General features: G+C 71.1%; 12 protein-coding genes. 9 read left to right on the forward strand and 3 right to left on the reverse strand.

From position 1 onward, the window contains the following. The first annotated feature begins 5 nt into the window (after nt 1–5). Nucleotides 6–1,973, forward strand: a complete 1,968-nt coding sequence (locus ACFQVD_RS17485) for a serine hydrolase (RefSeq protein ID WP_343979750.1) — start codon at nt 6–8, stop codon at nt 1,971–1,973. 97 nt (nt 1,974–2,070) lie between these two features. On the opposite strand, the gene ACFQVD_RS17490 is transcribed toward ACFQVD_RS17485, so the two are convergent. Then, the gene (locus tag ACFQVD_RS17490; protein ID WP_343979753.1) at nt 2,071–2,256 is read right to left on the reverse strand and encodes a hypothetical protein; all 186 of its coding nucleotides are present in this window, start codon (nt 2,254–2,256) and stop codon (nt 2,071–2,073) included. A gap of 37 nt (nt 2,257–2,293) precedes the next feature. On the opposite strand from ACFQVD_RS17490, the gene ACFQVD_RS17495 reads away from it, so the two are divergent. Together ACFQVD_RS17495 and ACFQVD_RS17500 are read left to right on the forward strand one after the other, a co-directional pair. Then, nucleotides 2,294–2,827 (forward strand): GNAT family N-acetyltransferase, encoded by a 534-nt coding sequence (locus tag ACFQVD_RS17495; protein ID WP_343979756.1) that lies wholly within the window; start codon nt 2,294–2,296, stop codon nt 2,825–2,827. Between the two features lie 284 nt (nt 2,828–3,111). Then, on the forward strand, nt 3,112–3,930 hold the full coding sequence (locus ACFQVD_RS17500) for an HPP family protein (protein ID WP_343979759.1): 819 nt from the start codon (nt 3,112–3,114) through the stop codon (nt 3,928–3,930). Nucleotides 3,931–3,997: 67 nt separating this feature from the next. On the opposite strand, the gene ACFQVD_RS17505 is transcribed toward ACFQVD_RS17500, so the two are convergent. Continuing rightward, complete coding sequence (locus tag ACFQVD_RS17505; RefSeq protein WP_343979761.1) at nt 3,998–4,540, reverse strand: TIGR03086 family metal-binding protein; 543 nt, start codon at nt 4,538–4,540, stop codon at nt 3,998–4,000. On the opposite strand from ACFQVD_RS17505, the gene ACFQVD_RS17510 reads away from it, so the two are divergent. Continuing rightward, nucleotides 4,539–5,372, forward strand: a complete 834-nt coding sequence (locus tag ACFQVD_RS17510; RefSeq protein WP_343979763.1) for a helix-turn-helix domain-containing protein — start codon at nt 4,539–4,541, stop codon at nt 5,370–5,372. The two genes, ACFQVD_RS17505 and ACFQVD_RS17510, sit on opposite strands and share 2 nt — an antisense overlap. A gap of 253 nt (nt 5,373–5,625) precedes the next feature. After that, the gene (locus ACFQVD_RS17515) at nt 5,626–7,428 is read left to right on the forward strand and encodes a hypothetical protein (RefSeq protein WP_343979766.1); all 1,803 of its coding nucleotides are present in this window, start codon (nt 5,626–5,628) and stop codon (nt 7,426–7,428) included. A gap of 203 nt (nt 7,429–7,631) precedes the next feature. On the opposite strand, the gene ACFQVD_RS17520 is transcribed toward ACFQVD_RS17515, so the two are convergent. Next, nucleotides 7,632–8,099, reverse strand: a complete 468-nt coding sequence (locus ACFQVD_RS17520) for a Dps family protein (protein ID WP_343979769.1) — start codon at nt 8,097–8,099, stop codon at nt 7,632–7,634. 266 nt (nt 8,100–8,365) lie between these two features. On the opposite strand from ACFQVD_RS17520, the gene ACFQVD_RS17525 reads away from it, so the two are divergent. The 4 genes from ACFQVD_RS17525 (at nt 8,366) to ACFQVD_RS17540 (ending at nt 13,722) form a co-directional block, all read left to right on the forward strand. Continuing rightward, nucleotides 8,366–9,073, forward strand: coding sequence for a hypothetical protein (locus ACFQVD_RS17525; RefSeq protein WP_386368570.1), 708 nt, complete (start codon nt 8,366–8,368; stop codon nt 9,071–9,073). Then, entirely contained in the window at nt 9,070–11,400 is a 2,331-nt protein-coding gene (locus tag ACFQVD_RS17530; protein ID WP_364155402.1) for a VIT domain-containing protein, read from the forward strand. Before ACFQVD_RS17525 ends, ACFQVD_RS17530 begins: the two co-directional genes overlap by 4 nt. 192 nt (nt 11,401–11,592) lie before the next feature. Further along, nucleotides 11,593–12,450, forward strand: coding sequence for a homocysteine S-methyltransferase (gene mmuM / locus ACFQVD_RS17535; RefSeq protein ID WP_343974288.1), 858 nt, complete (start codon nt 11,593–11,595; stop codon nt 12,448–12,450). 303 nt (nt 12,451–12,753) lie between these two features. Further along, nucleotides 12,754–13,722 (forward strand): acetylxylan esterase, encoded by a 969-nt coding sequence (locus ACFQVD_RS17540; protein WP_343974285.1) that lies wholly within the window; start codon nt 12,754–12,756, stop codon nt 13,720–13,722. Nucleotides 13,723–13,802: the final 80 nt, after the last annotated feature.

Here is a 13,802-nt window from a genome sequence, read left to right on the forward strand (position 1 = left end):
TCGACGTGCGGGATTCATCGGTGCCGTTCAGCCGTCGCGGCGCGCTCCTGGCGGGGCTCGGGCTGGCCGTGTTCCTCGGTCTCGAACGATCAGGGGTCGCCTCGGCGGCCCGCGTCGCGGAAAGCGTGGAAAGGCTCCGTACCGGTGCGGCGATGTCGGCCGGGACGTTCCCGTGGGTGGCCCGCCACGGCCTGACCTCGGAGCGGTACCAGGCCGAGTTCGACCGCCTGGCCAAGGAGGGGTACCGCCTGATCCAGGTGGACGGCTACGAGATGGGTGGCCAGGCGGGATACGCGGCCATCTGGGAACACGCGCCGGGGCCGCCGCAGTTCGCCCGCCACGGCCTGACCGAGCCGGAGTATCGGGCCGAGTACCGGCGGCTGGAGAAGGAGGGCTACCGCCTGGTCCACGTGGCCGGATACGAGGTCGCCGGGAAGGTGTACTTCGCGGCGATCTGGGAGCTCACCGGCGGGCCGCACCTGGTCGCCCAGCACGACATGCCCTCGGAGCGGTACCAGGCCGAGTTCGACCGGCTGCTCAAGGAGGGGTACCGGCTGATCCACGTGGACGGGTACGGGATCGCGGGAAAGGCACACTTCGCGGCGATCTGGGAGAAGGTCTGGGGAGCCCAGGGGCCCGACTGGGAGGCCCGCCACGACCTGACCGGGGCACGGTACCAGGCCGAGTTCGACGAGCTGACAAAGAAGGGATACCGCCCCTTCCACGTCAGCGGCTACACCGTCGGCGGCACCGATCTGTACGCGGCGATCTGGGTGCGGGGCGCGGGCCCGGCCTGGTCGGCCCGCCACGGCGTGGAGGGGGCGGACTACCAGGGGGTCTTCGACGAGCACCAGCGAGACGGCTACCGGCCCGCCCGGGTCAGCGGCTACGGCTCCGGCTCGGAGCGGTTCGCGGGGATCTGGCTGAGCGACAGGATCGTGGACGATGCCTTCGCCGCCGTCCACGCGGTCGTCGACCGCCACATGAGGGCCTCCGGAGTGGCCGGCGTGTCACTCGCGATCGCCCGGCGCGGCGCGCTCGTCTTCGCCCGAGGGTACGGGCTGGCGAACCGGGAGACCGGCGAGCGGCTCACCGAACGGCACCTGATGCGCATCGCCAGCGTCTCCAAGCCGATCACCGCGGTCGCGGTCATGCGGCTCGTCGAAGCCGGCCTGCTCACGCTCGACCGGCGCGTCCTCGGCGCGGGCGGCATCCTCGGCACCCGGTACGGCAGCAGGCCCTACGGCGCGGGGCTCCAGGCCATCACGGTCAGGCACCTGCTCCAGCACACCGCCGGGGGCTGGACCAACGACGGCGACGACCCCATGTTCGGCAACCCGGCGATGAACCACGACCAGCTGATCGGCTGGGTGCTCGACAACCGGCCCCTCCAGCACACGCCCGGCACCACCCACCTGTACTCCAACTTCGGTTACTGCCTGCTGGGCCGGATCATCGAACAGGTCACCGGGGAGCCCTACGCCGACTTCGTACGCCGGAGCGTGCTCACGCCCAGCGGGATCACCAACATGCACCTCGCCGGGAACACCCGCGCCGAACGACGCCCCGACGAGGTGGTCTACTACGGCACCGGCGACCCGTACGGCATCCCGGCGCGGCGGATGGACTCCCACGGCGGCTGGCTCGCATCACCCGTCGACGTCGTCCGCTTCGCGCTGCGGGCCGACGGCTTTCCCACCGTCCCCGACCTGCTCCGGCCGGACACGATCGCGACGATGACCGCACCGTCGGCGGCCGAACCGGCGTACGCCTGCGGCTGGGGTGTCAACACCCTCGGCAACTGGTGGCACAGCGGCCGGCTGATTCCCTACGGCACGGAGAGCATCCTCGCCCGGACGAGCAACGAGTTCTGCTGGGCGGCACTCGCCAACGGCAACGGCGTCGACCTCGACACGATGATGTGGGAGGTGTTCCAGCAGATCGCCGTCTGGCCCTCCCACGACCTGTTCTGAGGACGTTCCCCGTGACCACCCTCGACCATCCGGCTCGGCGGTTCCTCCACGAGGGATGGACCTCTCGGGCCACCTCCGTCGGCAATGAGGGGCGAGACTATTCGAGGTCGTAGTCGGCCGAAAGTTCACGCTCGGGAGCGAGGAAGTCCACCGCGTACTCGGTCACGTCGCCGTGCTGGTCACAGTAGAGATTGGTCATGGTCAGCGTCAGCAGGCCGAGCACCGGGGCGACATCCGTCATCTCGCCGGGACCGCTGTCGCGCCGTTGCAGTGGTCCGGCCACGCTTCAAATAATCATGACCGAGGGGCATCATATGCGCGTGACGTATGAAGTCCGCCCGGGCGTGCCCGAGGACGTCGAAGCCCGCGAGTACGTACGCGTGACCACGTGGAAGGCCGCCTATCGCGGGATCATGCCCGACGACTACCTCGACGCGCTCAAGGTCGAGCCGGACGCGGTGGCGCGCATGGAGGAGGCACTCGCCAACGCCTTGGCCGAGGGACTCACACCGCTTCTGGTGGGCGAGATCGGCGGCAGGATCGTTGGCTTCGTCAACCTCGGCCGTTGCCGTGACGAGCACATCGGCGGCGGCGAGGTCTTCGCCATCTACGTGCTGCCTGAGGCGCAGTCCGACGGTCTCGGCCACGCGCTCATGACGGCCGCCGCGGAGCGGCTCCGCGCTGACGGACACCAGGAGATCGGCCTGTGGGTAGCGGCCGACAACACCCGAGCCCGGCGCTTCTATGAGCGTTTCGGCTTCGTTCCGTCCGGCCGTGTCCAACTCCTGTCGGCTCCCCTTCCGCCGATAGAGGAGGTCTACTACCGGCTGTCTCTGCCAGAGCCTGTCTTTTGAATCCGCGGTAGGGGTTGGAGTCCCCTGCCCCGCCCCGACGGCGTCCGCGCGATCTGCGGTCGGCCGCCCCCGGCGCACTGCTGCGACGCTGGTGGCGCAACCGGTCGGGCAGGCCCTCGTCCGCAGGAGGCCCCCGCAACCGCTTCCCCGCCCTGACGAACCACCGCAGTGCCGTATCAGCCGATGTTCGCCAGGCGGGCAGGCGCTTGCGCTGACCTCCAAGTAAGGCGCAAGTACCTTCTGCGAATTTTGGTGACCGATACCGAGATCGCAGGAGATTTTCCATGGGGGTTCGCAACTTCTTCCCGGCCGACCGGATGCGCAGGTGGACGACGCCGTTCCCGCCGCAGGCGTCCGGACCGGAAGAGGTCCTGGCGGCCGCGCGGCTCGATCCGCGGGCCGTCGGGGACACGAAGGAGGTCTCGCCGGGAGGCAGGACGCACCCGAAGGGGCCCGGCGAGGCCGGACCGGATCCGGAGACCGGGGTGGAGCCGTCGCGACCCTGGCGGACCGCCTATGTGGCGCCCCCGGTCGCCTTCGGCAGGGACGACGAGAGGACGGCCTTCGTCTCACCGGCGAGCGGGAACGACGAGACCACCGCGACGGACGCCTGGCGTGGTCTCAGGAGCCGCGCACCCGCCCGGCCGAAGACGGCGGCCATCGCCGTCTTCACCGCGGGTGCCACGATCGCCCTGCTCACCCTGGTCGCGTTCGGCACCGTGCTGGACCAGGTCTGGCTGATGCCCCCGCTCGTCGCCAGCGCCGCCCTGGTCTTCGGCGCGCCGACCCTGCCGCTGTCGCAGCCGCGAAGCGTGATCGGCGGCCAGTTCCTGGCGGCGCTCACCGGATTCGCCGTACTGGCCGTCGCCGGCTCCTCCGTCTGGGCCGCCGCCGTCGCCGGCGGCCTGGCCCTCGGGGTCACGGCCCTGACGCGTACGCCGCACTCGCCCGCCGCCGCCACCGCGACGCTCGTGGTCGCCCAGCAACAGCCCCTGGTGCCGTTCCTGCCGATACTCGTCGCCGCGACCGTCATCCTGGTGCTCGTCGGCATGCTCGTCGGACGCAGCGGGGTGACCCCGCGCTACCCCACCTACTGGTGGTGACGACCACCGGCATCGGCTCCCAGCGCGGAACATCGTGCCGGGAGCCGTTTTGAAGGGCTGGAGCGGATCACGGTGTCCAGGCCGGGTCCCGGCCGATGAGGCCGAGCAGGTGGTCGAACCGCGGGGCGTCGTCCGGCACCGCCACCGGCGGCCCGAAGGCGCCGCGCTGCCTGCCCGTCTCCGCCATCCGGCCGGTGAAGTCCAGCGCCCGCGAGACGGCCTCGGGGTCCGGCTCGTACTCCTGACCGGTGGCCCTGGCCAGGTCCCAGCCGTGCACGACCATGTCGACGAGGTACATGTGGGCCAGCATGGTCATCGGCAGGCCCATGGCGGGGCTGGTCCCCTCCCATGCCTCGGGCCGTGACCAGGCGGCCAGCATGCGCTCCGCCCGCTCGGGGAAGTCCCCCGCGTAGGGCCCCTGCTCGACGTTCGGCCCCTTGCGACCCAGCGACTCGAACATCTCCGCCACCCACTCGAGGTGGTTGATCAGGTCCTTGACGTCGAACTTCGCGCAGGGCGTCGAGGCCCCGAGCTGTTCCTGCCGTACCGCGCGTACCAATCCCGCGGTCCGTTCGGTGGCGTGCGTCATCAGCGGCATCATGTCGTCCATGGCAGCCATCGTGCCCCGCCTGCCCGAGGCGCGGCTTGTAGAAACGCGACAGCGCGGCTGGGTCGACCCGTACGCGGGGCTCAGCGCCTTTAATTTCGCCCGCCAGGCGCCATCACCCGAAATTTCGGCGTATGTGGATTACTTCTGGGTCGTCAGCTGGACCGACCTCGCCGAGCCGTACGAACAGCGCATCGTCTCGCATCCCACCGTGAACATGACGATCACCCAGGACTTCCATCGGATCGCGGGAGTGATCAAGGGTGGGTTCTCCTACACGATGCGGGGCAGCGGCCGCGTGCTCGGCACGCGCTTCCGCCCCGGCGGCTTCCGGCCGTTCCTCGGCGGCCCGGTGTCCCGGCTGACCGGCCGTTTCGTGGGGATCGACGAGATGTACGGCGCAGCGGGCGCGACCCTGGTCGAACAGGTCCTGGCCGAGCCCGACGTGCGGGCCGCCATCGCGCTCACCGAGGCGTTCCTACTGGGTCTGGGGCCGGATCAGGATCCGCTGACGGAGGAGGTCGCGGCGCTGGTGGCGATGGTGGCGAGCGACGTGTCCGTGACCAGGGTCGACGAGCTGGCCGCCAGATCGGGGCGGTCGGTGCGCTCGCTACAGCGGCTGTTCCGGGACCATGTCGGCATCGGCCCCAAGTGGGTGATCCGCCGCTTCCGGCTGCACGAGGCCGCGGAGCGGGTATACCGGGGCCTCGACCTCGCCACACTGGCCGCCGAGCTCGGCTACACCGACCAGGCCCATCTGACCCGCGACTTCACCGCCGCGGTCGGCATGCCACCCGCCGCCTACGCCCGGCTCAGCGGCCAGGCCCGATCCTGACGCCCGTCTCTCCGCTGGCGAGGCGACGGTGACAGATGAGAGCGGTGGCCGGCTCGGCCACCGGGGACCGGCCGGCCGTGAACGTTTCCGCGTCTCACCCGGCGGGCGCACACGAGTATCCGCCTCCCGGTACGAACCGGACCGCTCATCGACCTCGCACCGACCGCCAGGTCGGCCGGGGTGACAACCAAAGACCAAGTGATCAGCAAGTGAGGAACTCGATCATGATTCTTTTCGCGAAGCAGAAAGGATCATGATGAAGAGGACAGCGTTACTGCTGAGCACGGTGGTGCTCAGCGGGCTGCTGGCCACCACCCCCTCATACGCCGCCGCACCCTCCGCCCCCGCGCTCAAGACCGCTGTGGCCCAGGTGAAGGCGAGTCCCGCCAAGCGGTCGGGCGCGTGTCCGACCACGGTGGGATTCTCCGCGGTGGTGGCGGCCAAGGGCAAGGGCATCATCCGTTACAGGTGGGTACGCGGCGACGGCGGCAAGAGCGTCGTCAAGAGCCTCCGCGTCAACGGCTCGCGCAAGGTGGTCGTGCGAGACCGGCAGACCTTCGACCGCGACACCACCGGCTGGCAGGCCGTCGAGATCCTGGGCAAGAAGGGTCTGTCGGGCAAGGCGCGGTTCAGCGTCGCCTGTGACGGTCCCGCACAGGTGTGGGACGTCTCCCACCCGCTGCCCGCCCAGCCCGGACGGCCGCTGGAGTCGGCGGCGGACGTGGACGTCAGCCCGGCCGCCTACAACGGCGTTTGCCCGGCGACGGTACGGTTCACCGCGACCATCCAGGTCTCGCGCACCCCGGCCACCGTCGACTACCGGTGGATCGACAGCATCACCGGCGAGGGACGGCCGGAGTCGCTGTACTTCGCCGCCGGCGGACCGCGCCTCCGCCAGGTCACGCTGCCGATGAGCGTGGGCAGTTCCACCCGCGGCTGGAAGGCCGTCCGTATCCTCACCCCCGGCGGACACGACTCCGGCCGCGCCGACTACGCGGTGACCTGCAAGAGCGGCCCGGCGCCCACCCCGACGTCCACTCCGACGTCCACCCCGAGTTCCACGCCGAGCTCCACCCCGACGTCCACGCCCACGCAGCCTCCGGTGACGCCGGGACGGCAGATCGTGGAGCTCACCCCGGGCGACTACGCGGGCACCTGCGTGGAGCCTGTCGCGTACCGGGCCACCGGGCGGGTCACGCTCCCCGCCGGAGCCGCGCAGCAGGTCACGTACTGGTGGCTCGTGGACGGCGCCGCCTGGCAGAAGCAGGTGCTGGACTTCCCCGCCTCCGCCCAGGCCCGCTCCCAGGACGTCTCCGCCTCCTGGACCCTCGGTGCCGCCGGGGGCGGCGCGCACAAGGTCGGCCTCATGGTCGAGGGCGGCCCCTCCCAGCCTGACGAGCGCTCGTACACCTTCACCTGCGACGAGGGGCCCAACGACGCCAATGTGACCTTCCGCTACGTGCTCGTGCCGCTCTACGCGGGCGACTGCGACCGTTCCTTCAGCATGCGCGTGGACGGGCTGTTCACGACGGACCGGGAGACCGAGGTCAGGTACCGCCTGGTGGCCGACGGCCAGCCGGGGCCGGTCAGGAGCCAGGTGCTCAAGCCCGGCGTCGTTCAGACGATCGGCGATTTCTGGAACAAGTCAGCGCAGAGCAGCGGAAACGGCACCGTACGGCTTGAGGTGCTCAACCACAACAAGCCGTTCACCCAGCAGACCTACTCCTGGACCTGTGTGCCGAAGGACCCGACGCCGGGTGCGGTCCGCATCGGCGGGCTGACCTCGGTGGCCTACCACGGCGACTGCGACGCCGCGCCGTACCCGACCGCATGGGCGACCTTGCAGGCGGCTCCGAACACGGAGATCAGCTACCGCTGGGTCATCGACGGGAAGCCGGATGAGACCCGCACGCACAAGGCCGAGTCCAGCGGATTCCTCAACATCCAGGCCTTCCACTGGACCCGGAGTTCGAAGACCAGCGGAACGGTCGCCATCGAGGTGCTGAACCACAACAAGCCGACCAAGCAGGCCGCGTATCCGGTGAACTGCATCTGATCGGCATCATCTCGCCCGTGGTCTCCCTGCCGGGACAGGGGAACCACGGGCTTTCACGTTCTCCAGGCGCCTTCGCCGCTCTCATCCCCCGCGAAACAGGTGTCGGCGAACGGTTCCGCCTCCGGCGGAACCGTCACATCCCCGGGAGCCTCCCGGCCGAAAAACGCCCCGGCCGGCGGGCCGGGGCGCCTCGGTGAGACGATCTAGCGCTGGGCCTCGATCATCCAGTGGTGCTTCTCCAGGTCCTGAGTGATCTCGATCAGGAGGTCCTGGGTCACCAGGTCGGGCTTCTCGGTGGCGGCGATCCGCTCGCGCATCCGGCGGACGATGGATCCGAGAATGTCCGTCATGGCGGCGACGACCTTGCCGTCGTTGATGTAGCCCGCCTCCAGCTGCGGCACCTCGGTGTGGTTCGCGACCGTGGTGGACCGGCCGTCGGGGTTGCAGCCGACGGCCACCGCGCGCTCGGCGACGGTGTCCGCGTGCTTCCTGGCCGACGAGACGATCTTGTCGAGCTGCAGGTGGAGTGTGCGGAAGTTATGGCCGATCACGTTCCAGTGGGCCTGCTTGGTCAGGAGCGACAGGTCGAGCAGATCGACGAGCGCACCCTGGAGCACCTGGCCGACGACCTTCTTGTCTTCTGGCTTGAGTGGACTGGTGATCGAGGACATGAAATTTTCCCCCTATTTCGAGCTCGGTTTCCCGTTTGCTACGAAATGTCCGTACCCACCTATCCGCATCCCTATCCAGCTTCTTAAATTGACAGTGTCATGATGACAGTGTCACTATCGATACATGGAATGGACCATCGGTGAACTGGCCGAGCGGGCGTCCGCGGCTCTGACCCCCACCGCCCGGCTCAACGGGCGGGTCAGGGACGTGCCCAACGAGCGGCTCATCCGGTGGTACGCCACGATCGGCCTACTCGACCCCCCCCTTGGCCCGGCGCGGCCGGGTGGCCCTGTACGGCAGGCGCCACCTGCTCCAGCTCATCGCGGTCAAGCGGCGCCAGGCCGACGGCCGGACCATCGCCGAGATCCAGGCCGAGCTGACCGGGGCCACCGACCAGACCCTGGAGTCGATCGCCCGCATCCCCGAGCGGTCGCCGGAGCACCCCGCCGAGACGGTCTCCCCCAGGGCGGCACGCCCGCGTTTCTGGGCCGAGCCGTCCTCGGCTCCGGCGGAGACCGGCCTCACCGCACCGCGGAAACCCGTGCCACCACCGAAACCCGCCCCCGCCGACACCCCGCCCCTTCCGGCGTCGTCCGGCGGGGCCACGCCTCCACCCGGCCGGGCAGAGCCCCGCCCCGCCCCGTCCGGTCAGACCACACCCGGCCAGACCACACCCGGCCAGACCGCGCACGGCCCGGCCCCGTCCCATCGGCCCGTGCCCCGGGCGGGCGTACCCGCAACGCCCCCGCCCCCTCCGGCGGCCCCCCGTCCGGCCGCGGAAACCCGGCCGCCCGCGGTGATCGTGCACGGCGTACGCCTGGCGGACGGCGTGACGCTGCTGCTCGACGGCGGCGGCAGCGGCGGACGCACCCCCTCGCCCGACGACCTCGCCGAGATAGCCGCCGCGTCGCGGGAGCTCCTGTCGCTCCTGCGCGAACGCGGCCTCACACCTCCGGAAGGAACGCAACCATGATTACCTCGATCGCAACACTGTCACCGGAGGAGTGCTCGCCCGTCCCGGACGCCGGGCTGGGGACGCTCACCACCGAACGCGGCAACCTGCCGCTGGAGAGCGTGGAGGTGACCGCCGCCGTGTCCGGCCTGATGGCCGACCTCGAGGTGGTCCAGGGCTTCCACAACCCGCACGACGTGGCACTGGAGGCGACGTACGTCTTCCCGCTGCCCGACCGCGCCGCCGTGACCGCCTTCAGGATGGAGGCCGACGGGCGGGTCATCGAGGGCGTGCTCAAGGAGCGCGGCCAGGCCAGGGCCGACTACGACCAGGCGATCGCCCAGGGCAGGCGGGCCGCGATCGCCGAGGAGGACCGCCCCGACGTCTTCACCATCAGGGTCGGCAACATCGTGCCCGGCGAGCGGGTCACCGTCCATCTCACGCTGAACCAGCCGCTCCCGTACGAGGACGGCGCGGCCACCTTCCGCTTCCCGCTGGTCGTCGCCCCCCGCTACATCCCCGGCACGCCGCTGGACGGCGAGCGGGCGGGCGACGGGTGGACCCCGGACACCGACGCGGTCCCCGACGCCTCCCGGATCACCCCGCCGGTGCTGCTGCCCGGCTTCCCCAACCCGGTACGGCTCTCGCTGGCCGTCTCCGTCGACCCGGCGGGGCTGGAGTTGCGCGAGATCCGCTCCAGCCTGCACGCGGTTCTCCAGGAGGGCGGCACGATCCGCCTCCAGCCGGGCGAGCGGCTGGACCGCGACTTCATCCTGCGTCTGGCCTTCAACGCCTCCACCTCCCTGGCGGTGGTCCCCGACGACGAGAACGGCGAGGGCACGTTCACGCTGACCGTCGTCCCCGAGGCGGCACCCGCCGGAGCGAGGGCCAAGGACGTGGTGCTGGTGCTCGACCGCTCGGGCAGCATGACCGGCTGGAAGATGGTGGCCGCCCGGCGCGCCGCCGCCCGCATCGTCGACACGCTCACCTCGCGCGACCGGTTCGCGGTGCTCTCCTTCGACACCGTCGTGGAGCGGCCGGACGGGCTCGGCGAGGGGCTCTGTGCGGCGTCCGACCGCAACCGCTACCGGGCCGTGGAACATCTGGCCAGGCTGGAGGCGCGCGGCGGCACCGAGATGCTGGCCCCGCTTGAGCAGGCCGCCGCGCTGCTCGCCGACTCCGCCAGGGACCGGGTGCTGGTGCTGGTCACCGACGGGCAGGTGGGCAACGAGGACCAGATCCTGAAGCGGACCGGATCCCGGCTGGCCGGTGTGCGGGTGCACACGGTCGGCATCGACAGGGCGGTCAACGCCGGGTTCCTGGGCAGGCTCGCCGGGCTGGGCGGGGGCCGGTGCGAGCTGGTCGAGTCCGAGGACCGGCTTGACGAGGCGATGGAGCACATCCACCGCAGGATCGGCGCTCCCCTGGTCACCGACCTGGCCCTGCACTCCGACGGGCTCGACCTGATCACCGAGACGGTCGGCCACGTCGGCTCGATCTACTCCGGCGTCCCGCTCACCGTCCTCGGCCGCTACCGTGGCGCCGCCACCGGGGCGCTGACCGTACGGGGCCGGGACGCCGCGGGCCTGCCGTGGGAGCGGCGGGTCGCCTCGGCGACGGTGGACAACCCGGCGGTACGGGCGATCTGGGCTCGGGGGCGGCTGCGGACCCTGGAGGACCGCTACGCGATCGGCGACCGGTCGCTGGAGGCCGAGATCGTGGAGACCTCGCTCAGGTACGGGGTGCTCTGCCGCTTCACCGCCTTCGTCGCGGTCGACACGCAGGTGGTCGCCGAAGGCGGTCCCGGGCACCGGGTGATCCAGCCGGTGGAGCCGCCCAGCGGCTGGGAGAACCCCGTCGCCGCCGCGCCGATGATGCTGACCTCGATGGCCGCCCCGAGCGCGATGCCGAAACCGCCCATGGGGCCGCCCGGGATGGCCGCTCCCGGTTCCATGCCGAAGTTCGCGGCGAGCGCGATCGGCGGCGGCCTGCCGCAGGAGGCGGCGGCCGGCGGCTTCGACGACCGCGCCCGGATGCTGCCCCGTCCGGTGCCGGCCCCCGAGCCGCAGGGCAGGCCGCAGGAGCCGCCGCGGGAGCTGCTCGCCGAGGAGCTGAAGCGGCTGCGCGCCGCGGCGTCCCTGCCCGCCGCCGAACGGCTGTGCGTGCTGGAGGACCTGGGCAGCCGCCTCGCGGCCCTGGTGATCTACCTCGGCGGCCACGCGGAGTTGGCGGCCCTGGCCGAGGAGCTGCGGGCCGGCGGGGACGTGGACGCCCTGTGGCAGCGGGCCGTGGAGGTTCTGGAGGCCCTGGTGGGCACCGGCGGACGCCGTCCGTTCTGGAAGCGATGACCTCTTCCGGGCCCGGACGGACCACCGGACGGGCCGGGCCCGGAGAAGGTGTCCGCTGAACTCCGTCGCCCGTGGCGTTCTCCGGCGCAGGACACCGGAGGTCCGCGATTCCCGGCACCACGGGCATGGTTCGGCGGGGCCGGTACGGGACAGCGGGCTTCCCGGCCTCGCGGCTCCACATAAAGTAGCGGAATGGTGATTCTGGACGGCGGCCTGGCCACCCATTTGGAGGAGCTGGGCGCGGACCTGCGAGACGACCTGTGGTCGGCGAAGCTCCTGCTGGAGAACCCCTCCGTGATCCGGCAGGCGCATCTCGACTACTTCACCGCCGGTGCCGAGGTGGCGATAACGGCGAGTTATCAGGCGAGCATACCGGCGTTCCTGCGGCGGGGACTGAGCGCCGCCGAGGCCGAGGACCTGATCCTGCTCTCCGTGCACCTCGCCGCCCAGGCCAGGGACACCCACGGCTCGGGCACCGTGGCCGCCAGCGTCGGACCGTACGGCGCCTACCTGGCCAACGGCGCCGAGTACACCGGAAAGTACGACCTCGACGAGGACGGCCTGACCGACTGGCACCGCGACCGCTGGCACATCCTGGCCGACAGCGAGGCCGACCTGCTGGCCTGCGAGACCATCCCCTCCTACCCCGAGGCGAGGGCGCTCCGGCGGCTGCTGGCCGAGACGCCGGGGATGCGGGCGTGGGTGAGCTTCTCCTGCCGCGACGGCGAGCACATCAACGACGGCACCCCGCTGCGGACCGCGGCCCGCCTGTTCGCCGGCAACCCCCAGGTGATCGCGATCGGCGTCAACTGCACGGCACCGCGCCACGTGCTCAACCTGATCTCCCAGATCAAGGGCAAGCCCACCATGGCCTACCCCAACTCCGGCGAGGTCTGGGACTCGGCGAACCACCGCTGGCTCGGGCTGGCCGACCCGGTGGAGTTCGGCGAGGCGGCGGCCGGGTGGAACGCGGCGGGCTCCGCCTTCGTCGGCGGCTGCTGCCGCACCACGCCGGAACACATCCGCCAGATCCGCGCCCACCTGGCCTGATCAGGCGAGGTCCCGCCGTCACCTCGCCGGCGGGACCTCGGCGACCGGGTCGGGGCCGCAGCGCCGCCGCAGCGCTCCAGGTGCCGGGTCGCGACCAGGCTTAAAAACGTTTCAGCAGTGACGAACAGGCCGAGCGGCAGGTCGGGCACCATCGATGCCGCCTCAACGCCCCAGGCGGGATCGCCGGATTGATACGTTCTCGCCGGCCGGAACCCCGCACTACCCCCGGGCACCGCGACGGCCTACGGTAGTGATCGGCCGGCGCCCAGGACGCCGGAGCGCGTTCCGCCCCCAGGAGGTCTCTTGTTCGTCGACATGCCCCTCGACCAGCTCAGGGAGTACCGGCCCGAGCGCCGGGAACCCGACGGGTTCGACGCCTTCTGGGCGAGGACGCTTGCCGAGACCCGCGAGCACGACCTGAACGCCGTCTTCACCGAGGTGGAGACGGACCTGGCCCTGGTCCGCTGCTTCGACGTCGGTTACGCGGGCTTCGGCGGCCAGGAGATCAAGGGCTGGCTGCTGCTGCCCGCCGCGGCCGAGGAGCCGCTGCCGTGTGTGGTGCAGTACATCGGCTACAACGGCGGCCGGGGGCTGCCGCACGACTGGCTCACCTGGCCTGCGGCCGGATGGGCGGTCCTCGTCATGGACTCCCGCGGGCAGGGCGGAGGCTGGCGGCCCGGTGACACGCCCGATCCGGTGGGAGGCACCGGAGCGCAGAGCAGCGGCAAGCTCACCCAGGGCGTGTCCGACCCCGACGACTACTACTTCCGGCGCCTCTACACCGACGGGGTCAGGGCGGTCGAGGCCGCCCGCGCGCACCCGCTGGTGGACGCCTCGCGCATCGTCGTCTCCGGCGGCAGCCAGGGCGGCGGCCTCGCGATGGCGGTGAGCGCTCTGGTACCCGGCCTGCTGTTCGCCTTCATCGACGTGCCGTTCATGTCGCACATCCGCCGCGCCGCCGAGATCACCGACGAGGACCCCTACGCCGAGCTCGGCCGGTTCCTCAAGTCCAACCGCCGCCGGGTCGACCAGGTCTTCGCCACCCTCGACCACTTCGACGGCATGAACTTCGCCGCCCGCAACACCACGCCCGCGCTCTTCTCCGTCGGCCTGCGCGACGGCATCACCCCCGCCTCCACGGTCTTCGCCGCCTACAACCACTACGCCGGTGACAAGGACATCCGGGTGTGGGCCTTCAACGGCCACGAGGGGGGCGAGTCCGACCAGATCGCCGAGCAGCTCAGCGTCGCCAGGAAACTGCTGACAGGCTGACCGGCCGGATATGCTTGTCGAAACGTTTTAGTTAAAAGCCAGAGGTGAGCTGTAAACGGTGACTTCGCTGGCGCTCGTAC

Source organism: Streptosporangium amethystogenes subsp. fukuiense (assembly GCF_042665875.1).
GTDB lineage: Bacteria > Actinomycetota > Actinomycetes > Streptosporangiales > Streptosporangiaceae > Streptosporangium > Streptosporangium fukuiense.

Bases quoted from the DNA above. Each gene is read 5' to 3' on its own strand.
- ACFQVD_RS17500 (WP_343979759.1), top strand. From the start codon at position 3,112: ATGGGGGTTCGCAACTTCTTCCCGGCCGACCGGATGCGCAGGTGGACG.
- ACFQVD_RS17510 (WP_343979763.1), top strand. From the start codon at position 4,539: ATGGCAGCCATCGTGCCCCGCCTGCCCGAGGCGCGGCTTGTAGAAACG.
- ACFQVD_RS17505 (WP_343979761.1), bottom strand. From the start codon at position 4,540: ATGGACGACATGATGCCGCTGATGACGCACGCCACCGAACGGACCGCG.
- ACFQVD_RS17515 (WP_343979766.1), top strand. From the start codon at position 5,626: ATGATGAAGAGGACAGCGTTACTGCTGAGCACGGTGGTGCTCAGCGGG.
- ACFQVD_RS17520 (WP_343979769.1), bottom strand. From the start codon at position 8,099: ATGTCCTCGATCACCAGTCCACTCAAGCCAGAAGACAAGAAGGTCGTC.
- ACFQVD_RS17530 (WP_364155402.1), top strand. From the start codon at position 9,070: ATGATTACCTCGATCGCAACACTGTCACCGGAGGAGTGCTCGCCCGTC.
- mmuM (WP_343974288.1), top strand. From the start codon at position 11,593: ATGGTGATTCTGGACGGCGGCCTGGCCACCCATTTGGAGGAGCTGGGC.